General features: G+C 73.2%; 17 protein-coding genes. 14 read left to right on the top strand and 3 right to left on the bottom strand.

Annotated elements, in window-relative coordinates; all coding sequences use genetic code 11:
• Positions 1-11 precede the first annotated feature (11 nt).
• Both ACH45N_RS24720 and glgX read right to left on the bottom strand, forming a co-directional pair.
• Positions 12-1,727, bottom strand: coding sequence for an FAD-binding dehydrogenase (locus ACH45N_RS24720; RefSeq protein ID WP_397398591.1), 1,716 nt, complete (start codon positions 1,725-1,727; stop codon positions 12-14).
• Positions 1,728-1,773: 46 nt separating this feature from the next.
• A complete protein-coding gene (gene glgX / locus ACH45N_RS24725; protein ID WP_397398592.1) occupies positions 1,774-4,092 on the bottom strand; it encodes a glycogen debranching protein GlgX in 2,319 nt (772 codons plus the stop codon).
• A 71-nt stretch (positions 4,093-4,163) separates the two neighbouring features.
• On the opposite strand from glgX, the gene ACH45N_RS24730 reads away from it, so the two are divergent.
• From ACH45N_RS24730 to ACH45N_RS24775, 10 genes are all read left to right on the top strand, one after another.
• Positions 4,164-4,994: an electron transfer flavoprotein subunit beta/FixA family protein gene (locus ACH45N_RS24730; RefSeq protein ID WP_397398593.1), complete on the top strand. Its 831-nt coding sequence runs from the start codon at positions 4,164-4,166 to the stop codon at positions 4,992-4,994.
• 57 nt (positions 4,995-5,051) lie between these two features.
• A complete protein-coding gene (locus ACH45N_RS24735) occupies positions 5,052-6,029 on the top strand; it encodes an electron transfer flavoprotein subunit alpha/FixB family protein (protein WP_397398594.1) in 978 nt (325 codons plus the stop codon).
• Positions 6,030-6,235: 206 nt separating this feature from the next.
• Entirely contained in the window at positions 6,236-7,432 is a 1,197-nt protein-coding gene (locus tag ACH45N_RS24740) for a ThiF family adenylyltransferase (RefSeq protein WP_397398595.1), read from the top strand.
• A 224-nt stretch (positions 7,433-7,656) separates the two neighbouring features.
• The gene (locus tag ACH45N_RS24745) at positions 7,657-9,822 is read left to right on the top strand and encodes a PhoX family protein (protein WP_397398596.1); all 2,166 of its coding nucleotides are present in this window, start codon (positions 7,657-7,659) and stop codon (positions 9,820-9,822) included.
• Positions 9,823-9,974: 152 nt separating this feature from the next.
• On the top strand, positions 9,975-11,003 hold the full coding sequence (locus ACH45N_RS24750; RefSeq protein WP_397398597.1) for a hypothetical protein: 1,029 nt from the start codon (positions 9,975-9,977) through the stop codon (positions 11,001-11,003).
• The gene (locus ACH45N_RS24755; protein WP_397398598.1) at positions 11,000-12,580 is read left to right on the top strand and encodes a CoF synthetase; all 1,581 of its coding nucleotides are present in this window, start codon (positions 11,000-11,002) and stop codon (positions 12,578-12,580) included. The genes ACH45N_RS24750 and ACH45N_RS24755 overlap by 4 nt, the downstream gene beginning before the upstream one ends.
• A gap of 58 nt (positions 12,581-12,638) precedes the next feature.
• On the top strand, positions 12,639-13,925 hold the full coding sequence (locus ACH45N_RS24760) for a cysteine desulfurase family protein (RefSeq protein ID WP_397398599.1): 1,287 nt from the start codon (positions 12,639-12,641) through the stop codon (positions 13,923-13,925).
• Positions 13,922-15,106, top strand: coding sequence for a tRNA 2-thiouridine(34) synthase MnmA (gene mnmA, locus ACH45N_RS24765; RefSeq protein WP_397398600.1), 1,185 nt, complete (start codon positions 13,922-13,924; stop codon positions 15,104-15,106). The genes ACH45N_RS24760 and mnmA overlap by 4 nt, the downstream gene beginning before the upstream one ends.
• 143 nt (positions 15,107-15,249) lie before the next feature.
• A complete protein-coding gene (locus tag ACH45N_RS24770) occupies positions 15,250-16,287 on the top strand; it encodes a hypothetical protein (protein WP_397398601.1) in 1,038 nt (345 codons plus the stop codon).
• A gap of 262 nt (positions 16,288-16,549) precedes the next feature.
• The gene (locus ACH45N_RS24775; RefSeq protein ID WP_397398602.1) at positions 16,550-17,593 is read left to right on the top strand and encodes a hypothetical protein; all 1,044 of its coding nucleotides are present in this window, start codon (positions 16,550-16,552) and stop codon (positions 17,591-17,593) included.
• A 75-nt stretch (positions 17,594-17,668) separates the two neighbouring features.
• Here ACH45N_RS24775 and ACH45N_RS24780 read toward each other — a convergent pair whose 3' ends face one another.
• Entirely contained in the window at positions 17,669-19,828 is a 2,160-nt protein-coding gene (locus tag ACH45N_RS24780; protein WP_397398603.1) for a prolyl oligopeptidase family protein, read from the bottom strand.
• A gap of 324 nt (positions 19,829-20,152) precedes the next feature.
• Between ACH45N_RS24780 and ACH45N_RS24785 the strand changes: the two genes are divergently transcribed.
• From ACH45N_RS24785 to ACH45N_RS24800, 4 genes are all read left to right on the top strand, one after another.
• On the top strand, positions 20,153-21,829 hold the full coding sequence (locus tag ACH45N_RS24785; RefSeq protein ID WP_397398604.1) for an ATP-binding protein: 1,677 nt from the start codon (positions 20,153-20,155) through the stop codon (positions 21,827-21,829).
• A gap of 17 nt (positions 21,830-21,846) precedes the next feature.
• On the top strand, positions 21,847-22,239 hold the full coding sequence (locus tag ACH45N_RS24790) for a roadblock/LC7 domain-containing protein (protein WP_397398605.1): 393 nt from the start codon (positions 21,847-21,849) through the stop codon (positions 22,237-22,239).
• Between the two features lie 110 nt (positions 22,240-22,349).
• Positions 22,350-22,703: a DUF742 domain-containing protein gene (locus ACH45N_RS24795; RefSeq protein ID WP_285107739.1), complete on the top strand. Its 354-nt coding sequence runs from the start codon at positions 22,350-22,352 to the stop codon at positions 22,701-22,703.
• The gene (locus tag ACH45N_RS24800; RefSeq protein WP_397398606.1) at positions 22,684-23,295 is read left to right on the top strand and encodes a GTP-binding protein; all 612 of its coding nucleotides are present in this window, start codon (positions 22,684-22,686) and stop codon (positions 23,293-23,295) included. The genes ACH45N_RS24795 and ACH45N_RS24800 overlap by 20 nt, the downstream gene beginning before the upstream one ends.
• The last annotated feature ends 30 nt before the right edge of the window (positions 23,296-23,325 follow it).

The raw sequence follows: 23,325 nt of genomic DNA on the forward strand, positions 1-23,325 counted from the left end.
GGGTCGCGGCGTCACAGGGTCGCCGCCAGGGCGCGGCCCGTCGTGCGGCCCGTGAACAGGCAGCCGCCCAGGAACGTGCCCTCCAGGGCGCGGTGCCCGTGGGCTCCGCCCCCGCCGAAGCCCGCGGCCTCGCCCACGGCCCACAGGCCCTCCAGCACCTCGCCGTCCGGGGTCAGCGCCCGGCCGGTCTCGTCGCACCACAGGCCGCCGAGGGTCTTGCGGGTCAGCACCGACAGGCGCACGGCGAGCAGCGGCCCGTCCTGCGGGTCGGTGAGCGCGCGCGGCGGAGAGACCCGGATGGCCTTGTCCACGATGAAGTGCCGCGCGGCCGACGTCGCCACGACCTGCGGGTCCTTGCCGAGGCCGGTGGCGACCTGGGCGTCACGGGCCGCGATCAGCGCGGCCAGCGCGTCCCCGTCGACGTGCCCGTGCGACCCGTCGGTGGCCGACGTCAGCGCGTTCATCTTCGCGGCGAGCTCGGCCGGGGTGTCGGCCCAGAGGAACTCCTCCGACTGCTCCGCGAAGGTGCGCACCGGCACCGACCGGCCGCGCACCCGCTCCAGGAGCAGGGGCACGGACTTGCCGGTCAGATCGGGGTTCTGCTCGGAGCCCGACAGCGCGAACTCCTTCTCCATGATCGTCTTGTTCAGCACGAACCAGGAGTGGTCGTCGCCGCGGGTGGTCACGTGCTGCAGGGCGCCGAGCGCGTCGAACCCGGGGAACAACGGGCCGGGCAGCCGGTTGCCGTCGGCGTCGAGCCACAGCGACGACGGGCCGGGCAGGATCCGGATGCCGTGCTTCGACCAGACCGGCGAGTGGTTCGCGATGCCCTCCGGGTAGTGCCACATGCGGTCCTCGTGCACCAGCGTCGCGCCGGAGTCGGCGGCGACCCCGAGCATGAGACCGTCGGTGGAGTCAGGCACGCCCGAGAGCATCCGTTCCGGCAGGCGCCCGGCGCCCGCGGACCAGCGGGCGCGCGCCAGGTCGTGGTTCGCGCCGATGCCGCCGCTCGCGACCACGACGGCCTGGGCGGACAGCTCCACCTCACCGGTCACCGTGCGGCCGGACGGCTCGCCGCGGCCGGCGTCGTCGTCGGCCAGGATCTCCGCGCGCACGCCGGTGACGCGGCCGTCGGTGACGACCAGGGAGGTGACCCGGTGCCGGAAGCGCAGGTCGAGCAGCCCGGCCCGGTTGGCCTCGCGCGCCGCGACGACGAACGGCTCGACGACGGCGGGGCCGGTGCCCCACGTGACGTGGAAGCGCGGCACCGAGTTGCCGTGCCCGCCGGCGGGGTAGCCGCCGCGTTCCGCCCACTGCACCAGCGGGAACCAGCGCACCCCCTTGGCGTGCAGCCAGGGCCGCAGGTCGCCCGCGGCGAACTCGACGAATCCCTGGGCCCACCGGTACCCGAACCGGTCCGGGCCCTCGCCGCGCTCGGCGCCGGGATCGAACTGGGCGGAGCCCAGCCAGTCGGAGAACGCCAGCTCGGCGGAGTCGCGCACCTTGAGCCGGCGCTGCTCGGGGGAGTCGACCAGGAACAGCCCGCCGAACGACCACCAGGCCTGCCCGCCCAGCGACGCGGCCGGCTCCTGGTCGAGCAGGACGACGCGCTTGCCCGCGGCGGTCAGCTCGGTCGCGGTGACGAGCCCGGACAGGCCCGCACCGATGACGATGACGTCGGTGGTCCCCGCGGTGGCAACGTCGTTGTTGTGGACGGAGTCAGTCATGTGCGCACCTTAGCCAGGACCGTCCCCCCGCGGTGCCACCGGCCTCTCATTCCACGGGTGAAACACCCCGGGACAGCAGCACATTGATGTTCAGCGCCTCCAAGGTCACCGACGTCCGGGGCCCGGCCTCGTCGTCGGGCACCACGGGCGCGTCCCACGCGGAGTCCCAGACCAGCTCCCACGGCGCGGCGCCGTCACGCGGCGGGAGCGTCACCTCGACGTCGTCCAGGCCGCCGTTGATCACCAGCAGCACGTCCGCGTCGCCCGCGGCCGGGCCGGGCCGCAGCATCTGCAGCACACGGCGGCCGGGCTGGTTCCACGTGTCGACCTCCATGGCCGCGCCGGTCTCGGAGAACCACAGCAGGTCGGTGTCGGTCTCGTGCGGCCGGGGCGAGCCCAGGAAGAACGAGTCGGCCCGCAGCGCCGGGTGCTCGCGCCGCAGGCGCAACAGGTAGCGGGTGGTCTCCAGGAGGTCGGCGGCGGCGTCGTCCAGGGCCCAGTGCAGCCAGGACGTCTCGTTGTCCTGGACGTAGGCGTTGTTGTTGCCGCCCTGGGTGCGGCCCAGCTCGTCGCCCGCGGTGAGCATGGGCGTGCCCGCCGCCAGGAGCAGGGTGCCCAGCAGGTTGCGCTGCGACTTGCGGCGCGGCGGCACGATCGCCTGCCACGGCTCCGTCGTGGCGTCGTCGCCCGAGGTGGTGTGCCCCTCCAGCCCGTGGTTCCAGGACAGGTTGTTGTCCGACCCGTCGCGGTTGTCCTCGCCGTTGGCCTCGTTGTGCTTGTGGTCGTAGGCCACCAGGTCGGCGAGCGTGAAGCCGTCGTGCGCCGTCACGTAGTTGACCGACGCCACGGGGCCGCGTACCAGCGGCGGGTCGCCCGGCCCGAACAGGTCGGCGCTCCCGGCCAGCCGCGTGGCCAGCTCGCGCAGGCCGCGCATCTCCTGCCCGCGCACGCCCTGCTTGGGCGCGTCCAGCCAGAACCCGCGCGCGGCGTCGCGGAACCGGTCGTTCCACTCCGCCATGGGCGGCGGGAACGAGCCCGTCTGCCAGCCGCCCGGCCCCACGTCCCAGGGCTCCGCCACGAGCTTGAGCCCCGACAGCACCGGGTCCGTCTGCAGCGCCACCAGGAACGGGTGGTCCGGGTCGAACCCGACGTTGCCGCGGCCCAGCGTCACCGCGAGGTCGAACCGGTACCCGTCCACGCCCACGGTCTCGGCCCAGTAGCGCAGCGAGTCCAGGGCGAGCTGGATCACGCGCGGACGCCGGAAGTCCAGCGAGTTGCCCGTGCCCGTCACGTCCGCGAGCGCGGCCGGCGAGGCGCCGTCGTGCAGGTAGTAGACGGGGTTGTCGAGGCCGCGCCAGGCCAGGTGCAGGCTGTCGTCGCCGCCCTCGCAGGTGTGGTTGTAGACCACGTCGAGCAACACCTCGATGCCCGCCTCGTGCAGCAGGTGCACCATGCCGCGCACCTCGTCGAGCACCGCCTCCGCGCCCTGCTCCTGTGCGGCCCGGGTCGCGTACGCGGCGTTGGGCGCGAAGAAGCCGAGCGTGTTGTAGCCCCAGTAGTTCGACAGCCCGTGCGCGGCGAGGCGCGGCTCGGCCACGCTCTTGTGGATGGGCAGCAGCTCCAGCGTCGTGACGCCGAGGCTCTTCAGGTGCTCGACGACGGCCGGGTGCGCCGCGCCCGCGTACGTGCCCCGCAGCTCCTCGGGGATGTCCTCGCGCAGCATCGTCAGCCCGCGCACGTGCGCCTCGTAGACCACGGTCTCGGCCCACGGCACCCGCGGCCGGGACAGGGGAGCGGGCGGCGGCAGCGGCGCGACGACGACGGAGTGCGGCACGTACGCCAGGGAGTCGGTCGCGTCCGGCGGGCCGTACGGGTCGCTGAGCCACCAGCCGTCCTCGCGCTCCGTGCTCACCGCGCCGACCACCTCGGGCCCGTAGCGCAGCCGGCCCGCGAAGCCGCGCGCGTACGGGTCGACCAGGAGCTTGGCCGGGTTGTGCCGCATCCCCGCGCGCGGGTCCCACGGCCCGTACACGCGGAAGCCGTAGCGCTGACCGGGCGCGACGTCCGGCACGTGCGTGTGCCAGACGCCGTACACCGGCCCCACCATCTCGAACCGGCGCTCGGTGTACCGGCCCGGGTCGTGCTCGTCCAGGGCCGGGTCCGTGACGTCGATGAGGCACAGGTCCACCGCCGTCGCGTGGGACGCCAGCACGGCCGCGTCGATCCCGCCGTCCGGCGTCACGTACACGCCCAGCGGCGGCACGTGGCTGCGGCGGGCCGACGGCCGGATGAGCGGCCGGACGACCGGGCGGGGCACCGGGTCGCCCGGTGCACGTTGCGGTTCTGCACGTCGTGTCTGGGCCATATGCCCCATCGTCTCAGGCCCGCGGACGGACCCGATCCGTACCACGCCGCCCGACGTCGTACGGTTACCCCATGCGCATCGTGGTCACCGCCAAGTACGTCCCGGACATCAACACGGAGCGTGGTTTCTCCGACGGCCGGGTCGTGCGCACGGCCGGGGAGGGCACCCTCAACGAGCTGGACGAGAACGCGATCGAGGCGGCCCTGCAGATCGTCGAGGCCGAGCGCGCCTCCGGTCGGATCGGGGCGGACGAGGGCGAGGTGGTCGTGGTCACCATGGCCGGGCCCGACGGCGACGTCGCGCTGCGCAAGGCGTTCCAGCTCGGCGTGGACCGGGGCGTCCGCGTGTCCGACGACGCCCTGGCCGGCTCCGACTACTTCGGCACCGCCGCGGTGCTCGCCGCCGCCGTCCGCAAGCTGGGCGACGAGGCGCCGGTCGACCTCGTGGTGACCGGCATGGCCGCCCTGGACGGCCTGGGCTCCGTGGTCCCGACGCTGCTCGGCGCCGAGCTCGGCCTGCCCACGCTGAACCTCGCCAAGAAGGTCGAGCTGGCCGACCCGGACGGCTCGGGCGCGCGCGTGCTGACGATCACCCGCGAGATCGACGACGTCACCGAGTCGCTGGCCGCTCCGCTGCCCGCCGTCCTGTCCGTGACGGACGGCGCCAACCAGCCCCGGTTCCCGGGCTTCAAGCTGATCATGGCGGCCCGCAGCAAGGAGATCGAGGTGTGGTCCCCGGCCGACCTCGGGCTCGACCCCGCCGTGGCGGGCAGTGCGGGAGCCCGCACCGAGACGCTGTCGGCGGCCCCGCGCCCCGCGCGCCCGGAGGTGGAGCTCGTCACCGACAAGGGTGAGGGCGGCGTGGCGCTGGCCGACTTCCTGATCCGCAACGACCTGGTCTGAGCCGAACCGCAGGCTCGGACCAGTAAAGACAGAGCCTGAGCGCTCCGAGGAGAACTGATGACCAACCGCACCGTCCTGGTCCTGCTCGACCCCGCGACCGAGGTCCGCACCAGCACGCTGGAGCTGCTCACCATCGCCCGCGGCCTCGGCCGGGTCGAGGCAGTCGCCCTGGAGGCCCCCACCGTCGAGGTGCTGGCGCAGCTCGGCGCGTACGGCGTCGAGACCGTGCACCAGGCGGAGCCCGCCCGGGACGGCGCCTGCGTGAGCGGTGACGAGCGGCACCTGCCGGCCGTCGTCGCGGCCGCCCTGGCCGCCGCCGTGCGCCTCACCGATGCGGACACGGTGCTGCTGCCGACGTCGTTCGCCGCCAAGGAGGCCGCCGCGCTGGCCGCCCACGACCTGGGCGCGGGCCTGGTCATCGACGCCTCCTCGCTGCGCGACGTGCACGGCCGCGTCGTGGCCGGCAAGCGCGTCTTCGCGGGCTCGTGGGACACCGAGTGCGCGGTGACCGCCGACGTCGCCGTGGTGACGGTCCGGGCGAACTCCGCCGTCGCGCAGCCCGTCGAGGCGGCGGTCGAGCCGGTGACCGAGGGCTACGCGGTCGAGGTGCCGGCGTCGCCCGCGACGCTGCTGTCCCGCGAGGTCAAGGCCGACACGAGCGGCCGCCCGCCGCTGGACCAGGCGGCCGTGGTGGTCGCCGGGGGACGCGGAACCGACGGCGACTTCGGCCCCGTGGAGGACCTCGCGGACGCGCTCGGCGCGGCCGTGGGCGCGTCCCGCGACGCGGCGTTCGAGGGTTGGTGGGACTCGTACGTGGGGCAGACCGGTGTGACGATCGCGCCGCGCGTCTACATCGGCGCCGGCATCTCGGGCGCGCCGCACCACCGCGGCGGCATGCAGGCGTCCCAGGTGATCGTCGCCGTGAACAGCGACCCGGAGGCGCCGATCTTCGAGATCTGCGACTTCGCCGTCGTGGGGCAGCTCGCCGACGTGCTCCCGCAGGCCGCGGCGGAGATCCGCAAGCGCAAGGGCTGAGGCAGACAGGCGGAGGCCGGGTGGGCCGAGGCCGTGCTGGGGTGACGCCCGCCGGGCCGAGGCCGGATGACCGACGTCGTACCTCCCCTTTGAGGCCCGGGTTTCTTCGCTTTCAGCCGACTCAGAGCGAAGAAACCCGGGCCTCGAAGGGGAGGGTGGCGCAAGGACCCCGTCCGAGGTGGTGGAATGACGTGATGGAGCCGTTCGTGAACCCCACAGGCGGGCTTGGGCCCGCCGAGCGCCGCCGGGCCGCGAGGCACCTCCTGCTGGACGGCTTCGGCCTGGCCGCGCAGGAGCGCCTCGCCGCGTCGCGGGTCGTCGTGGTCGGCGCGGGCGGCCTCGGGTCGCCCGCGCTCCAGTACCTCGCGGCGGCGGGCGTGGGCACGCTCGGCATCATCGACGACGACGTCGTGGAGGCCTCCAACCTGCAGCGCCAGGTGCTGCACTCGGCGGCCGACGTCGGACGCGCCAAGCCGGAATCGGCGGCCGACACGCTGCGCGGGCTGGCCCCCGAGGTCGAGGTGATCGCGCACCGTGAGCGGCTGACCAGGGACAACGCGGCCGCGATCCTGGCCGGGTACCACCTGGTGGTCGACGGCTCCGACACGTTCGAGACGCGCTACGCCGTGTCCGACGCCGCGGCGCGGCTGGGGCTGCCGGTCGTCTGGGGCACGGTTCTGGGCTGGGACGGCCAGGTGAGCGTCTTCTGGTCGGCGGCGCCGGACGGGCGCGCGATCACGTACCCCGACGTGTTCGGCCCGCAGCCGCCCGAGGGGGAGTCGTGCGCGACCGTGGGCGTGCTCAGCCCGGCCTGCGGCGTCGTCGGCTCGACCATGGCGGTCGAGGCGGTCAAGGTCCTGACCGGCACGGGCGACCCGGCGCTCGGTCGCCTGCTCGCCTACGACGCGCGCACCTCCGGGTGGGACACGATCGCGCTGGCGGCGCCGCCGGCGTCGGCGCAGGACGAGGTCGACGGCGCGGAGGCGTCCCGCAGCACCGAGGAGTCGGTGACGTCCGGCGCTGTGGAGGTGCCGCCGTCGTCGTCCGACGAGGTGCCCGCAGCCGCGGCTGCGGCGGCCCTGGCCCCGGCGGCCACGGTCGTGACCGAGGCCCCGCACCCCGGGACGTTCCAGGAGCCCGGGCCGACGCCGTCCGCCGAGGCCCCGCCGTCCGCCCACGTCCTGCTCCTCGACGTCGGGTTGCGGCCGGGCGCCGTGCCCGGCGCCGTCTTCGCGCGACTGGAGGACCTCGCGGCCGGCCGCTTCCCGGCCGAGCTGCTGGACCATCCGGCCGACCGTCCGGTGGTCGTGGTGTGCGAGCGCGGCCTGCGCTCGCGCGGCGCCGAGCAGCTCCTCCGCGCCGAGGGCTGGCTGGACGTCACGAGCCGCGCGCTCGTCGGCTAGGACATCGGGTAAGTGACTTCGGTCGCCTGCATCGAGACCGGTCCATCGTGGGACCGGTCTCGATGCGGGCGACCGATCTCGGGGCGGGCCCCGGAGCCAGGGGGAGGACCCACCTGCTGGACACGTCCCGTTCACCTGGGCGTACCGGACCTTTCGTGGCGCAGACATCGCCTGCTCCTAGGTTGACGACGTCCTACCCCCCTTTTCGGACCGGAGAGCCTCCGATGACGATCGCCCCTGAGAACCGCCCGCTGCTGACGGTGCACACGCATGCGCGTGGCAAGCGCAGCCCCGTCACCTGTCGCCTCAAGTGCAATGACGCGTGCCTTCACCCCGCGCCGAACGAGAGCGCCAACGAGTACTTCAAGGACGTGGTGAGCTCGGTGCTGTCGCGCCGCGCGATGCTCGGCACGCTGGCCGTCGCGGCCGGCGCCGTGGTGATCGGCGCGCAGGGCGCGGCTGCGCCGTCGGCCGCCGCCGCCACGCTGCCCGAGGGCCGGTTCCCCGGCGGCGGGCACAGCAAGGGCCTCGCCTTCGGTGCCATCGACCCGCAGCCCGTCGACGTGGACGCGCTGGTGGTCCCCGAGGGCTACACCTGGGACCCGATCATCCGCTGGGGCGACCCGATCCTCCCGGGCGGCCGCACCTTCGACCCGGACAACCAGTCGCCGGAGCAGCAGGCCAAGCAGTTCGGCTACAACTGCGACTACCTCGACATCCTGCCGATCCAGCCCGGCGACAAGCACCGCGGGACGCGCGGCATCCTGGTCTCGAACCTGGAGTACACCAACGCCGAGATCATGTTCCCGCCCACCGAGAAGTACTGGGACGTCGCCGCGGACGGCAGCCGCACCAAGAACGCGTACTCCCGCGCGATCGAGCGGGCGGCGCACGGCATGGCCGTCGTCGAGGTGCGCCGCCGCGGCACGGGCAAGCCGTGGGACTACCAGCGCATCAGCGTGCTCAACCGTCGCATCCACCTGGGCACCGAGTTCGTGCTCGACGGCCCGGCCGCCGGCTCGGACCTGCTCAAGACCGCCGCGGACCGCACCGGCCGGCGCGTGCTGGGCACCATGAACAACTGCGCCGGCGGCACCACGCCGTGGGGCACCGTCCTGTCGGGCGAGGAGAACTTCAACGGCTACTTCGTGGCCGCCGGGGTGAACCCGACCGCCGACGCCCGCTACGGCATCGGCGCCTCCACCAGCTACGGCTGGGAGGCCGACGAGCCGCGCTTCGCGCAGTCCGCGGGCTACGAGAACGAGTCCCACCGCTTCGGCTGGATCGTGGAGCTCGACCCGTACGACCCGACCGCCAAGCCGGTCAAGCACACCGCGATGGGCCGGTTCAAGCACGAGGGCGCCAACGTCACGCTGTCGAGCAAGGGCCACGCCGTCGCGTACATGGGCGACGACCAGGCGTTCGACTACGTCTACAAGTTCGTCTCGAAGGACCGCGTGGCCAAGGGCGACTCCCGCGGGGCGCGCGCCCACAACAAGACGCTGCTGTCCGAGGGCGACCTGTTCGTCGCCAGGTTCACCGGCGACTCGCCGGCCGCCGAGATCGACGGTTCGGGCGCGGTCCCGGCCGACGGCGCCTTCGACGGCACCGGCGAGTGGCTCCCGCTCGTGAAGGACGGCCGCAGCAAGGTTCCGGGCATGTCGGTCGAGGAGGTGCTGGTCTACACGCGCCTCGCGGCGGACAAGGTGGGCGCCACCAAGATGGACCGCCCCGAGGACGTCGAGATCAGCCCCGTCACGGGCCGGATCTACGTGGCCTGCACCAACAACTCGGGCCGCACCCCGGGCAATGCGACCGAGGGCGCCACCGAGGCCAACCCGCGCACCCACAAGGTCGTCGGCGGCGTGACCACCAACGGCAACCGGGACGGCCACGTGGTCGAGATCATCCCGTCCGGCGACCAGACCTCCACGCGGTTCACGTGGAACCTGCTGCTCGTGGCCGGCGACCCCGCCGTCGAGGGCACGTACTTCTCGGGCTACCCGAAGGACCGGGTCTCCCCGATCTCGTGCCCCGACAACCTGGCGTTCGACGCCGAGGGCAACCTCTGGATCTCGACGGACGGCCAGCCCAGCTCGTCGGCGATCGCCCGGTGCGACGGCCTGTTCAAGGTGCCGGTCGCGGGCCGCGAGCGCGGCCACGTGCAGCAGTTCCTCTCGGTGCCCGCGGGCGCCGAGACCTGCGGGCCGCTGGTCGACTCCCGCGACTCCATGGTCTACGTGAACGTGCAGCACCCGGGCGAGAACGGCTCCTTCGAGGCGCCGGACTCGTACTTCCCGGACTACGTCGCCGCCGGCGCCACCGTCGAGGCGGGCGACTTCCGCGGCCCGCGCCCCACGGTCGTCCAGGTCTACCGCGACCGCGACTGACCCGACCGACCAACCCGACCCGCTGAGTGCGGGGTATTTGTGCTCCCAGCCGGTCCAGGAGCGCAAATACCCCGCACTCAGCATTCTGTGGGTGGGTAACGGTTCGACATCTTGCCGGTCGGTATGTGCCCTGGTCGCGCTAGGTTGCGCTCGTGTCGCACACCGAGCCGTGGCTGAGCATCGTCGAGGACGCCCGCCACTACCCGTCCCCCCACAACTCGCAGCCCATCAAGCTGCGGCCCGTGGACGAGGCCACCGCCGAGCTCTACTACGACCTCGACCTCGGGCTGCCCGCCGAGTCGTTCGGCATCCCGTTCGGGCACGTCTGCGCCGGCGTCTTCCTGGAGTCGCTCCGCACGGTCGCCGAGGGCCTCGGGTACGGCGTCGAGGAGAGCCTCGACCACGGCGAGATGGACTTCTCCGGCGCCGACCGGCTGCACAGCCTGGGCACGGTCCGGCTCGCCCCGCGCCCCGTGTCCGACGGCGCCCGGGCGCGGCTCGCGCTGTTCCGGTCCCGCCAGACGTCGCGCCGTCCCTACGACGCCCGGCTCGTGCCCGACGACGTCGTGGCCGCCGCGACTGCCGTCGCCGGCGAGGCGGGGCACACGTTCCGCACCACCGCCGAGCGGGGCACGGTGCGCCGGCTCGTGCACATCAACCAGGCCACGCTGTTCTCCGACCTGCGCAACGACGCCGTCTACGAGGAGATCATGACCTGGCTGCGCTTCAGCAAGGACGACGCCCGCGCCCGGGCCGACGGCCTGAGCGCCGAGGCCATGCTCATGCCCGGCGGACTGCTCCGGTTCGCCATGGGCCACCGCGGCCTCTGGGACGCGCCGGTGCTCGGCGGGGCGATCCGCGCGATGTACCTGAACACCATGCGCGGGGTGCGGCAGCTCGGCTGGCTGGAGGGCCCGTTCGCGCGGCCCGCCGACCATGTCGAGGCCGGCCGCACCTTCATGCGCCTCTGGCTGGAGCTCACCGCCCACGGCGTGCGGCTCCACCCGTTCGGCACGGTGATCACCAACCCCGGGTCGCACGAGGCCTTCGCCCGGGAGGTGGCCGCCGACGAGAGCGGCGACCGCATGGCCTGGATGCTGTTCCGGTTCGGGTACAGCAAGACCCCGCCGGTGGCGCACCGCCGTCCGGCCACCTCGATGCTGCTGGGAGCCGACCGATGAGACGTGTCCTCGCCTTCACCCTCGTGGCCCTGGTGGACGCCGTCGTCCGCCCCCTGACGTACAGCGTGCACAGGCACAAGCTGCTGCTCGGGCCGGGCATCGAGCCGCTGCGCTGGTGGCTCGGCCGGCTGCGCGCCTGGCGCACCTTCGACCTCGCGGCGCGCGAGGTGCCCGCCTACCGCGCGTTCCTCGCCGAGCACGGCCGCGACAGCCGGCTGCGCCACTCGGGCTCGCTGGCCGAGACGTTCCGGGGCATCCCGGAGATGGACAAGGAGTCGTACGTCAAGCGGTGGAGCATCCCCGAGCGCTGCATCGGGGGAGCGCTGCCGCGGCGCGGCGTCGTCGTGGACGAGTCGTCCGGCAGCTCCGGGACGCCCACGAGCTGGGTGCGCGGCAGCGAGGAGCGCGCGGCCACCCGCCAGCTCCTCCAGGTCGGCTTCGCGCGGACGGCGTCGACCCTGCGCAAGAAGCCGTTCGTGCTCAACGCGTTCTCGCTCGGGGCGTGGGCCACCGGCATGAACGTCACGGCCTCGCTCACCGAGGTCACGATGATCAAGTCCTGCGGGCCCGACAAGGACAAGATCATCGCCACGATGCAGGAGTTCGGGACCGACTACACCTACATCATCACCAGCTACCCGCCGTTCCTGAAGTCCCTGTTCGAGGACGACCGGCTGGACTGGGCCGCCTACGACATCGTCGCGGCGTTCGGCGGCGAGGGCATCAGCGAGAACATGCGCTCGCACATCCTGAAGTACGCCCACAGCGTCTTCGGCTCCTACGGGGCGAGCGACCTGGAGATCAACCTCAGCATCGAGACCGACTTCACCGTCGCCCTGCGCCGGGCCATCAGCGCCGACCCGCGCCTGTCCGAGCGGCTCACGCGGACCGGCGAGTACGGCGTGCTGCCGATGATCTTCCAGTTCAACCCCTTCGACTACCTGCTGGAGACCAACGACGACGGTGAGCTGGTCGTGACGATCGCCCGCGACCGCAACATCAACCCCCGGGTGCGCTACAACATCCACGACCGCGGCCACGTCATGCGCGTGCGCGACGTCCTGCCGGTGCTCAAGGAGCTCGGCCACCACGAGGTCGTGGCCGAGAAGTTCCTCGACCTGCCGCTGCTGTTCCACTACGGGCGCTCCGACCTGTCCGTCGACTACAACGGCGCCGTCATCGGGCCGGACGCGCTGCGCGACGTGGTGCACAGCGACCCCGAGCTCCTGGAGGCGGTCGAGAACCACCGCCTGATCAGCTACGAGGACGCCCGCGGCGACCGGCAGCTGCACATCGCGCTCCAGCTCGGCGCGAGCGCGACCGAGGCCGGCACCCTGGACCAGGACCGGCTGCGGGACTTCGTCGTCGAGGAGCTGAGGCGTCGCAACGGGGACTTCCACAACGGCGTCCGCACCGCGCCGGACGGCACGCTGCCCACCATCGCGTTCTACGCCCACCGCACCGGACCGTTCGCCACGGACAGCGGCAAGCTCAAGAACGAGTACGTCTGGCAGCTCCCCGCGGGCGCCCTGGACCGGTGGGAGACGGACCTGACCCACGTGTTCCCCCGGGAGTGAGCATCGCGCGGCTCACACCCCGGGAAGCGTTCCCGGCCCGGATGCGTTCGTAGACTTGATGATCGTGACCACTCCGCCCCCTGGCCCGGCGCGCACGCCCCTGACGGCGAGCGGCGCCCACGGCGAGCCCACCCGCGAGCCCGACGGGGCGTACCTGGACCACGCCGCGACCACGCCGATGTCGGCCGCGGCGCTCGCGGCGTACGTCGCCGAGGCGCAGCGCACGGGCAACGCGTCGTCCCTGCACTCGGCGGGCCGCACGTCGCGGCGCGCCGTCGAGGAGGCGCGGGAGACGCTCGCGAAGGCCCTGGGCGCGCGGCCCAGCGAGGTCATCTTCACGTCGGGCGGCACCGAGTCGGACAACCTGGCGATCAAGGGCATCTTCTGGGGCCGCCGAGCGCAGGACACGCGCCGCACCCGGGTGCTCGTCTCCGCTGTCGAGCACCACGCCGTGCTCGACCCCGCGTTCTGGCTGGCGGGCCACGCGGGCGCGGAGATCGTGCTGCTGCCCGTCGACGCCGAGGGCCGGCTCGACCTCGACGCCCTGCGCGCCGAGCTCGCCGCCCACGCCGCCGAGACGGCGCTGATCAGCGTCATGTGGGCCAACAACGAGGTGGGCACGCTCCAACCGGTCCGCGACGTGGTGCGCGCCGCGCGCCCCTACGGCATCCCCGTGCACACCGACGCGGTGCAGGCGGTCGGTCAGTGCGAGGTGGACTTCGCGGAGTCCGGCGTGGACGCCATGACCGTCTCCGCCCACAAGCTGGGCGGCCCCGTCGGCGTCGGCGCCCTGCTCGCCCGCCGCGACCTCGCGCTCGACGCCGTGCTGCACGGCGGCGGGCAGGAGCGCGGCGTGCGGTCCGGCACGCTCGACGCCGCCTCGATCGCGGCCTTCGGCGTCGCCGCCCGCCACGCCGTCGAGTGCCTGCCCCAGCGGGCCGCGCGCCTGCGCGCACTGCGCGACGCGCTCGTCGCCCGGGTGAGCGTCGCCGCGCCGTCCGCGGTGCTGCGCGGCCCCGACCCGGCGTCGGGCGACCGGCTGCCCGGGAACGCGCACTTCACGTTCCCCGGCGCCGAGGGCGACTCGCTGCTGTACCTGCTGGACTCCGCGGGCGTGCAGGCGTCCACCGGCTCGGCCTGCCAGGCGGGCGTGCCGCAGCCGTCGCACGTGCTGCTCGCGATGGGCGTCCCCGAGGCCGAGGCCCGCGGCGCGCTGCGCTTCACGCTCGGGGCGACGTCCACCGAGTCCGACGTCGACCGCCTCGTGGCCGCGCTGCCGCAGGTCGTCGCCCGGGCGCAGGCCGCGGGCCTGGTGTCGGGCCGCGCGCTGGGCGGTGCGTCATGAGGGTGCTGGCCGCCATGTCGGGCGGCGTGGACTCCGCGGTCGCGGCCGCGCTCGCCGTCGAGGCGGGGCACGACGTCGTGGGCGTGCACATGGCGCTGTCGCGCAACCGGGACCAGTTCCGCACGGGATCGCGCGGCTGCTGCTCCATCGAGGACGCCGGCGACGCCCGCCGGGCCGCCGACGTGCTGGGCATCCCGTACTACGTGTGGGACCTGTCCGAGCGGTTCGAGGACACGGTCGTGGCCGACTTCCTCTCGGAGTACGAGGCCGGCCGCACCCCCAACCCGTGCGTGCGCTGCAACGAGCACATCAAGTTCGAGGCCCTGCTCGACAAGGCGACGGCCCTCGGGTTCGACGCCGTCGCGACGGGCCACTACGCGCAGATCGTCACCCGGGAGGTCGCGGGACCGGACGGCGGTCCGCGCACCGTGCGCGAGCTGCACCGGTCGCCGAACGACGCCAAGGACCAGTCGTACGTGCTGGCCGTCGCCGGTCCGGAGCGGCTCGCCCGCGCGATGTTCCCGCTGGGCGGGTTCGCGTCCAAGGACGAGGTGCGGGCGGAGGCCGCGCGCCGCGGCCTCTCGGTCTCGGCGAAGCCCGACTCCTACGACATCTGCTTCGTCGCCGACGGCGACACCCGCGGGTTCCTCCAGTCCCGCCTCGGGTCGCGCCCAGGCGAGGTGGTGGACGTCGACGGCGCGGTGGTGGGCGAGCACGACGGCGCCTACGCGTTCACGGTGGGCCAGCGCAAGGGGCTCGGGCTGGGTCGTCCGGCCGCCGACGGGAAGGCGCGGTACGTCGTGGACGTGCAGCCCGCGACCAACACCGTGGTCGTGGGGCCGGCGGAGCTGCTGAGCGTGGACCGCATCGCGGGGGAGAAGGCCCTGTGGTTCGACGGCGTCCTGGAGCACGAGCCCGACGGGTGGTTCGACGCCGAGGTGCAGGTGCGCGCCCACGGGGCGCCGGTTCCGGCGCGGGTGCGGGCGGTCGAGGGCGGTCCGGACGGCTCCGGATCGGACGGCTCCGGATCGGATGGCTCCGGCCCGGCGCTGGAGGTCGAGCTGACCGGTACGCCCCTGCGCGGGGTCGCGGCCGGCCAGTCGATCGTGGTCTACCGCGGTACGCGGGTGCTGGGCCAGGCGACCGTCTCGCGCGCCTGGCGCGCGGCCGCGGCGAGGTAGCGGCCGGGCAGTCTGCCGAGGTGTACCGCGCACGACGCCGCGTCCGGGAGAATCAGTAGCACGGCGGACGGCGGCGCGGCGACGCGCCCCGGCCGCGGCCCGGCGTCGGACGACGCGGGGACCCCCCTGAACGAGGAGAGCCGATGACTGCGGTGAGCGGGCACGGGCCCTGGCCCGGCGGCGAGCGCGACGTGCTCGAGGCACAGCTGACGGCGCTGGGCGAGCTCGCGGAGCTCCCGACCGGCGTCGACGCGGTGCCGTTCCTGACACAGCTCACGCAGCGCGGCCCGGGTGCGGACCCGCTGGGGCGCACGGCGGCGATCCTGACCGAGATGCCCGTCGAGCTCGGCCCGCACGGCTGGAAGCTCACGGAGCGCCCCGGCGCGGACGCGCGGCGTGCGGAGGGGTTCTGGCGCGAGGACCTCGGCGCGCTCGCCATCGCGGCGCACGGCTACACCGGGGCGTTCACGGTCGAGGTGCTGGGGCCGTGGACGCTGGCGGCCCAGCTCTGGTCGGCCCGCGGTGACCGCGTCCTGGCGGACAGCGGGGCCCGTGCCGACCTGGCGCTCGGGCTCGCCGACGGCCTGCGCGCGCTGGTGTCCGACATCGTGGCCCAGGTGCCCGGCGCCGAGGTGACGGTGCAGCTCGCGGAGCCGCTGCTCGGCCAGGTGCACGCGGGCGTGCTGCCCACGTTCTCCGGGTTCTCGCGCCTGCGGGCCGTGGCAGGGCCCGAGATCGTGGGCGGGCTGGAGCCGGTGCTCGCGGCGGTGCGCGACGCCGGCGCGCGCTCCGTGGTGCACCTCGGCGGCACCTGGGTGGGGGTGCCGCCGGTCGTGCTCGCCGGGGCGGACGCGCTGGGGCTCGACCTGGCCGACGTCGGCCCGGCCGGCTGGAACGACAAGGCCTGGGAGCTGATCGCACGCGCCGTCGAGCGGGGCACCGGGCTGTGGGCGGGGCTGCCGCCCGCGCAGGTCTCGCAGTGCGCGGGTCCGGCGCTCGGCGAGCTCGCCGACATGGTCGGGGTGCCGTGGCGCCGCATCGGCCTGCCCGCCGCGCAGCTCGCGGATGTGACGCTGCTGGCCGCCCCGCGCCGTCAGCTCGGCTCGACGGACGCGCACCGCGCGGAGCTGGCCAACCTGGGCCGCGTCGCGGAGACCCTGGCGGAAAAAGCCGAGGCCTGACCGCCCCACGACCTCGCTGACCACCCGACACCACATGACTGACTCGCCCCCGCCAGTTCGTCGAGTCAGCCACCTGGTCGGACCGCCCGGCTGACTCGGCAACGGGCGGATGCCGAGTCAGTCGGTTGGTCCGACCAGGTGGCTGACTCGGCGATGTGAGGATGCGAGTCAGTGGGGTGGCTCGGGGCCGATGCGGTCGGGTTATCCACAGGTTGATCATTGGTGATCATCATTGCTGGCGGAAGACCGCAATGATGAGTCGGTGAAGCTGTCTGCTGAACTGACTCAGTCCCTGGAGCGCATAGCCCGCTGGCAGCGAGCCCAGCGCGACGGGACCGACCCGACCTCGCGCCTGTTCTCGGCGGACCGCGCGGAGGTCCCGGCCGTTCCCGAGGCGCTGCCGTTCCGGCGCGAGGAGCGCAGGGTGCTGGCCGAGGACGCCCGGGCGGGCCGGATCGAACGACTGCGGCGCGGCGTCTACCTGCCCCCGCACGTCCCGACCGGGCGTACTGCTCCTGATCGCGAGACCACGGCGCTGCGCCGGGTCCGCGGGGTCGTCGAGGCCTCGGACTCGAACCTGTGCTTCAGCCACACGACGGCGGCCCTGCTGCACGGGTGCTGGCTCTTCGACGTCCCCGACACGGTGCACGTCACCTACACCGGCAAGCCGCACATCGCCCGAGCGAAGGCCGATGACGTGCGCAAGCACTGGAAGAAGCTGGACCAACGCCACCGGACCGTCGTCGGGCAGGTCCCCGTGACGACGCTCGAGCGGACCGTCACCGACTGCGCCCGCTTGCTGCGCTTCGACAGCGGGCTGGTGCTGGCGACGTCCGCGTTCCGCCGCGGAGCCGACCCGGCCGTGGTCGGCGAGATCCTCCGCACGTCGGCCGGCGCGCGGGGCATCGTGACGGCGCGGGCGGTCGTCGAGGCCGTCGACCCCGGGTGCGCCTCGCCCGGCGAGGTGCTGGTCCACCAGGCGGCCCGGCGGCTCCGCCCCGAGGGGTTGGCGACACAGATCCCCGTGCCGACGCGGCGTGGCGTCTGCTGGGTGGACTCCGGCTGGACCGATCTCAAGATCGGCTTCGAGTTCAACGGAGCAGTGAAGTACTCCGGCGGAGAGTTCGGCGACCCGGAGGTCCGGAGGAGCGAGCAGTCGGCGCGCACCCAGGCGCTCGCGGAGGTCGGATGGTGGATGGTCGACCTCTCGTGGCCGGACGCGATCGACCAGGAGGCCCTCGACGTCACCCTCCGCCAGTCGCTGGTCGACGGCCGACGTCGACACATCCCGTCACCAACCCGCTGACTCGCCATGCCCGATCTGCCGAGTCAGCGGGTTGGTCCGTCCAACCCGCTGACTCGGCGACGTCCGACGGGTGAGTCAGTCGGACAGGCGGTTCCATAGGAACGTCCAGTGCGTCGCCGCCATGTATGCCGCCTGCGCGTTGTTGGCCGCGCCGCCGTGACCGCCCTCGATGTTCTCGTAGTACGTCACGTCCTTGCCCGCGGCCAGCATGAGCGCCGCCATCTTGCGGGCGTGGCCCGGGTGCACCCGGTCGTCCTTGGTCGACGTCGTGAACAGCACCGGCGGGTACTCCCGGGCGGCGTCGAACAGGTGGTACGGCGAGAACGTCCGCACGAACTCCCAGTCGGCGGTGTCCGGGTCGCCGTACTCGGCCATCCACGACGCGCCCGCCAGCAGGTGCGAGTACCGCTTCATGTCGAGCAGCGGCACGCCCACGATGATCGCGCCGAACAGCTCCGGGTACTGCGTGAGCATGTTGCCGGCCAGCAGCCCGCCGTTGGAGCGGCCCTCCATGCCGAGACGCTCCGGCACGGTGACGCCCCGGGCTACAAGGTCGCGCGCCACGGCCGCGAAGTCCTCGTAGGCCCGGTGCCGGTCGGCCTTCAGCGCGGCCTGGTGCCAGGCCGGGCCGTACTCGCCGCCGCCGCGGATGTTCGCCACGGCGTACACCCCGCCGCGGTCCAGCCACGCCCGCCCGATCGTGCCCGAGTACCCGGGCAGGATCGCGTGCTCGAACCCGCCGTAGCCCCACAGGAGCGTGGGCGCCGGACCGGCCTGCCCGGACACCAGGTCCGCCCGGCCGACGACGAAGTACGGGACGCGCGTGCCGTCGTCCGACACCGTGAACTCCTGCCGCACCTCCAGGCCCGCCGCCTCGAAGTACGACGGCGCGGACTTGAGCACCTCGGGCGCCTCCTGCCCCGCACCCACGGTCGTCAGGCCCAGGGTCGACGGCGTCAGGTACCCCGTGGTGACCACCCAGACGTCGTCGGAGTCGACGACGTCCACCGCGCCCACGCCCACCGTGAGCAGCTCGCCGCCCACGGGAAGCTCGGAGCGCACCCATTCGCCCGCGGCCGAGCCGCCGGCCAGGTCGGGCGGCGTCAGCACGTGCAACAGGTTCTTCACGTCGTCGAGCACGTTGACCACGAGGTGGTGCCGGGTCCACGTGGTCCCCGCGAGCGACGTCGTCGGCGTCGGCTCGAAGAGGACCGTCAGGTCGCGGGACCCGGCCATGAAGTCGTCGAACGGGGCGGCGAGCAGGGACCCGGCGCGGTACGTCGTGCCGGACGGCGTCCAGTCGTCGCGCAGCCGCACCAGCATCCACTCGCGGTGCAGGCCCACGTTCGCCGAGTCCGGGACGTCGATCTTCGTGAGGGTCTGCCCGTCCGTGCCGACGCCGGTGGCCAGGTACGTCTCGTTGGCGTAGAACCGCAGCGCGCGGTGCACCAGGTCGCGCTCGAAGCCCTCCGTGTGCGAACGGGACGCGCTGATGTACATGTCCTGCTCGGTGCCCTCGTACACGAGGGTCGCCTCGGCCAGCGGGGTGCCGCGCGTCCACCGCTTCACCTGCCGCGGGTAGCCCGACGGCGTCATGGTGCCCGCGCCGAAGTCGGTGAACACGTAGACCGTGTCGGCGTCGACCCAGGACAGCCCGCCCTTCGCCTCGGCCCGCACGAACCCGCCGTCCTCGGGCGCCACGAACTGCTTGGTCACCAGGTCGAACTCGCGGGTGACGTCCGAGTCGGAGCCGCCGGGCGACAGGTCGACGAGCGCGTGCCGGCGGGGCTCGCCCGCGGCGAGCTGCTCCGGCGTCGGGCGCAGGACGCTCGCGCCGTGCCAGACCCAGCTCTCGCCCTCCTGTTCGGCGAGCGCGTCGAGGTCGAGCACGACCTCCCACTCGGGGTCGTCGGTGCGGTAGGAGTCGAGCGTGGTGCGGCGCCACAGGCCGCGCTGGTGCTCGGCGTCCTGCCAGAAGTTGTAGTAGTGCTCGCCCACCTTCGAGACGTGCGGGATCTTGTCGTCCGAGTCGAGGACCTCGCGGACCTGACCCTCGATCGTCGTGAAGAGATCACCGCCGAGCGCGGCGGCGCTGTGCGCGTTGCGCTCGCGGACCCAGTCCAGGGCGGTGTCGCCCTCGACGTCCTCGAGCCAGGCGAACGGGTCGGTCGCGGGGTCCAGAGGAGTGTCGGGGAGAGCGGTTCGGGGGACGGTCTGGGTGGGCTCGGCGCTCATGACGAGCACCCTACGCGGCCGGTCGCGGGCGTCGTCGGCCTGCGGCCCGCTTGCCGTACGCCAGAAGCGAATGCGCCCGTTTTTTGCTGGTTTGGGGGGTTACCCGGCCAAGGGCTCTCCCCATTCCTCACTGGCACATATTTTCGCAGTTCGCACCACGGTCGTGCCCTTCCACGTGTGGGACGCCCTGTGGTAGAAACTGCACTCCAGGGGGTTGTTCGCCCCCTTCAGCCGAGTTCGAGGTCCAGGTCGCGGTATCCGCCCTGTCCGGACCACCCGAACTCTGACGACACAACTACTAGGGGGATCGGCTCGGTGAGCTCGATGTCTTCTTCTCCTCCGCCCAGCAGGCTGCGCCAGGTCGCGCCCTGGGTGTGCGTCGCCGGTGTGCTCGCCTACGTCCTCGTGGCACCCGTCCTGTTCACCGCCACCGGGGCCAGCTCCACGTGGCCCGCCTGGCTCGTCGGCGTCGCTGCCGTCGGCCTCGCGGTGGCGGCCGCGCTGATCGCCGCGCGGTCCTCCCGTGACGACCTCGCCTCCCACGAGGACCTGCTCCTCGCCTACCGCCGGGCCGAGGAGCGCGCCGACGCCGCCTCCGCGGCCCTCGACGCCCTGGCGAAGGAGCAGCTCCCCGCGTTCCTCGACAGCGAGCCCGCCCCGCCGCTGCCGCACCTGCCGGGCGACGCCCGGGCCCAGGCGCGCCTGGACGAGGCGGCCGGCATGCTGGCCCGCGTCCAGGAGGAGCGGGTCGCCCGCCGCGACGCGGTCCAGGTCGCCGTCGTGGCCCTGAGCCGCAAGGTCCAGGCCGCCGCCCACCGCATCCAGGAAGAGGCGGCGCGCATGGTGCAGCGCCACCCCACCGACGCGGACATCCTGCAGACCTCCATGCGCGTCGACCACGCGGCCGCCCAGCAGGCCCGCCAGGCCCAGAGCCTCGCGGCCCTGTGCGGCGAGTGGCCGGGTCAGCAGTGGAGCGAGCCGCTCCCGCTGCCCGACGTCGTCAAGGGCGCCGCCAGCCGCATCACCGCGTTCCACCGGGTCGAGGTGTCGGGCGACCCCGGTGTCGCCGTCTCGGCGCGTATCGTCGAGCCGCTCATCCACCTCGTGGCCGAGCTCCTGTCCAACGCCACGCAGTCCTCGCCGCCCACCACGCAGGTCCTCGTCGCCCTGCGCCAGGTGCAGCGCGGCGCGGTCGTCGAGATCGACGACTGCGGCGTGGGCCTCGACCTCAAGCAGCTCGAGCAGGCGCGCGACATCGCCTCCGGCAAGCGCGAGATCAGCATCACCGAGCTGGGCGAGATCCCGCAGACGGGCCTCGCGGTGGTCGGTACCTACGCCCGCCGCCACGGCTTCCGGGTCGACGTCACCGAGTCCGTCTACGGCGGTCTCCGCGCGATCGTCATGATCCCGGCCGAGCTCACCGAGGCCGTGGTGCCGTCGGGCATGCTGACGCCCGCCGCCACGCTGCCGAGCGCCAACGTCCCGTCCACCGGCGTCGCCGCGCTCGCGTCGAGCCGAGCCGCCACCGCCGTCGCGGAGGCGCCGCTCCCGCGCGAGCTGCCCACGGCGAAGCCCGCCGAGGACGACGAGTGGCCAGCCCCTGCGGCGCCCGACGCCGCGACCGTGCTACCCGTCGAGCCGCTGAGCGTGCCCGGCGACGTGGTCGAGGACGAGGAGGAGACGCCCGTGGCCGGTGCTCACGTGAAGGCCCCCGGTGAGCTTCCCCTACGCCCTGGGCGAGCCCGCCCTGAGGATGACGAGTTCCCTGAGCCGCACGCGCTCCCGCAGCGGCGGTCCCGCCGTGGAGAGGCGGGGACGTCGGACGACCGGACCGAGTCCAGGCCGGAGCCTCGTACCGAGGACACCGGTCCCGTCCAGTCGGCCGAGGAGGCCGGTGAGTGGATGGGCGCCTTCTTCAGCTCGAGCGAGGCGCGGTTCGGGGACTCACCAGACAGCAGCGAACCGTCGGCTGGCGCCGGCGGAACTTCGGAGGACCGATGACTACGCAGGCCGACGGCATGACGAGCACCGACGGCAACAGCTGGATGCTCGAGCTCATCAGTGGTGTACGGGGGGTCAGGCATGTAGTCGTGCTCACCTCGGACGGGCTGATGAAGGTTCGGACCGACCAGACCCCGCTCGACGTGGCCGACAAGGTCTCGGCCGCATGCGCCGGACTGGCGGCGCTGGGGATCGGAATGAGCCGGGAGTTCGGGAACAGCGACACGATCCGCCAGGTGATGGTGGAGTTCGACGGCGGCTTCCTGTTCGTCCGGGGGGCCGGCGACGGCTCCCGCCTGGCGGTCATCACGGACACGGTGATCGACCCGGCGCTGATTGCCCAGCAGATGCAGGCCCAGGTGCTCATGATCGGGGAGCGCACGCTGGGCACGGAGCGGATCAACAGCTGATCCCGTCTCCGGCGTCGTCATGGAAAGCAGTACCCGGGCCCACCGCGGCCCGGCCGTTTCAAGCACCACCAGCTCGACCGATACCTGATCGACCAACAGGGGGCGAGGGGATGGACTCCGAGGAGTACCGCGATCACCCGGTGCGCTCGTACGTGCTCACCTCGGGACGTGCACACCCGTCGCGCAACACGCTGCGACCGGAGACGCTCGTGCGCGCCGTCGAGAGCCGGCCTGTGCTCTCGACGGCGGGCCGGCTGGAGCGTGAGCTGGTGCAGCTGTGCCACGGCACGCTGGCGCTGGCCGAGGTGGCCGCGTACCTGCAGCTACCGGTGAGCCTCGTGGCGGTCATGGTCTCTGACCTGGTCGACGCGGGGAACCTGACGATTCGTTCCAACCATCAAGCGCACGTCCTGCCCGGCAAGGACATCCTGGAGAAGATTCTCGATGGACTCCGCAAGCTCTGACCGCACCGTGCCCGGACAGCACCTTGCGCCGACCGTGGCACGGTCGGTCAAGATCCTTGTCGTGGGTGCCTTCGGGGTGGGCAAGACGACACTGATCGGTGCGGTCAGCGAGATCGACCCGCTGCGTACCGAGGAACGCATCACGACGGCGAGCGTGGGCATCGACCCGGGGCAGCCGAACAAGGAGACGACGACGGTCGCGATGGACTTCGGTCGCATCACCGTGACCGAGGACATCGCGCTCTACCTGTTCGGCACCCCGGGCCAGCGCCGCTTCTGGGACCTGTGGTCGGGCCTGGCGGACGGCGCCGTCGGCGCGCTCGTCATGATCGACACCCGGCACCTCGAGGACAGCTTCGAGGTGCTGGACCAGCTGGAGCTGCGCACCAAGATCCCGTTCGCGGTGGTCGTCAACCAGTTCCCGGACTCGCCGGACTACCCGCTGGAGCGGGTCCGGGCGGCGCTGGACCTGCTGCCGGAGACGCCCATCGTCGAGTGCGACGCGCGGGACCGGCAGTCGGCCGTGCTGACGCTGATCACCCTGGTCGAGCACGCGATGACCTTCCCGGTCTTCCAGAAGGTCAACGCGTGACGTTGGCCAACAGACTGCATCGGCGGCTGG

This window comes from Promicromonospora sp. NPDC019610 (assembly GCF_044389365.1).
In the GTDB taxonomy this organism is placed as follows: Bacteria; Actinomycetota; Actinomycetes; order Actinomycetales; family Cellulomonadaceae; genus Promicromonospora.

What these genes read in the sequence shown, in the direction of transcription:
- ACH45N_RS24785 (WP_397398604.1), top strand. Translation starts at nt 20,153, where the DNA reads ATGTCTTCTTCTCCTCCGCCCAGCAGGCTGCGCCAGGTCGCGCCCTGG.
- mnmA (WP_397398600.1), top strand. Translation starts at nt 13,922, where the DNA reads ATGAGGGTGCTGGCCGCCATGTCGGGCGGCGTGGACTCCGCGGTCGCG.
- ACH45N_RS24730 (WP_397398593.1), top strand. Translation starts at nt 4,164, where the DNA reads ATGCGCATCGTGGTCACCGCCAAGTACGTCCCGGACATCAACACGGAG.
- ACH45N_RS24755 (WP_397398598.1), top strand. Translation starts at nt 11,000, where the DNA reads ATGAGACGTGTCCTCGCCTTCACCCTCGTGGCCCTGGTGGACGCCGTC.
- glgX (WP_397398592.1), bottom strand. Translation starts at nt 4,092, where the DNA reads ATGGCCCAGACACGACGTGCAGAACCGCAACGTGCACCGGGCGACCCG.
- ACH45N_RS24795 (WP_285107739.1), top strand. Translation starts at nt 22,350, where the DNA reads ATGGACTCCGAGGAGTACCGCGATCACCCGGTGCGCTCGTACGTGCTC.
- ACH45N_RS24770 (WP_397398601.1), top strand. Translation starts at nt 15,250, where the DNA reads ATGACTGCGGTGAGCGGGCACGGGCCCTGGCCCGGCGGCGAGCGCGAC.
- ACH45N_RS24720 (WP_397398591.1), bottom strand. Translation starts at nt 1,727, where the DNA reads ATGACTGACTCCGTCCACAACAACGACGTTGCCACCGCGGGGACCACC.
- ACH45N_RS24790 (WP_397398605.1), top strand. Translation starts at nt 21,847, where the DNA reads ATGACGAGCACCGACGGCAACAGCTGGATGCTCGAGCTCATCAGTGGT.
- ACH45N_RS24760 (WP_397398599.1), top strand. Translation starts at nt 12,639, where the DNA reads ATGATCGTGACCACTCCGCCCCCTGGCCCGGCGCGCACGCCCCTGACG.
- ACH45N_RS24735 (WP_397398594.1), top strand. Translation starts at nt 5,052, where the DNA reads ATGACCAACCGCACCGTCCTGGTCCTGCTCGACCCCGCGACCGAGGTC.
- ACH45N_RS24745 (WP_397398596.1), top strand. Translation starts at nt 7,657, where the DNA reads ATGACGATCGCCCCTGAGAACCGCCCGCTGCTGACGGTGCACACGCAT.
- ACH45N_RS24800 (WP_397398606.1), top strand. Translation starts at nt 22,684, where the DNA reads ATGGACTCCGCAAGCTCTGACCGCACCGTGCCCGGACAGCACCTTGCG.
- ACH45N_RS24780 (WP_397398603.1), bottom strand. Translation starts at nt 19,828, where the DNA reads ATGAGCGCCGAGCCCACCCAGACCGTCCCCCGAACCGCTCTCCCCGAC.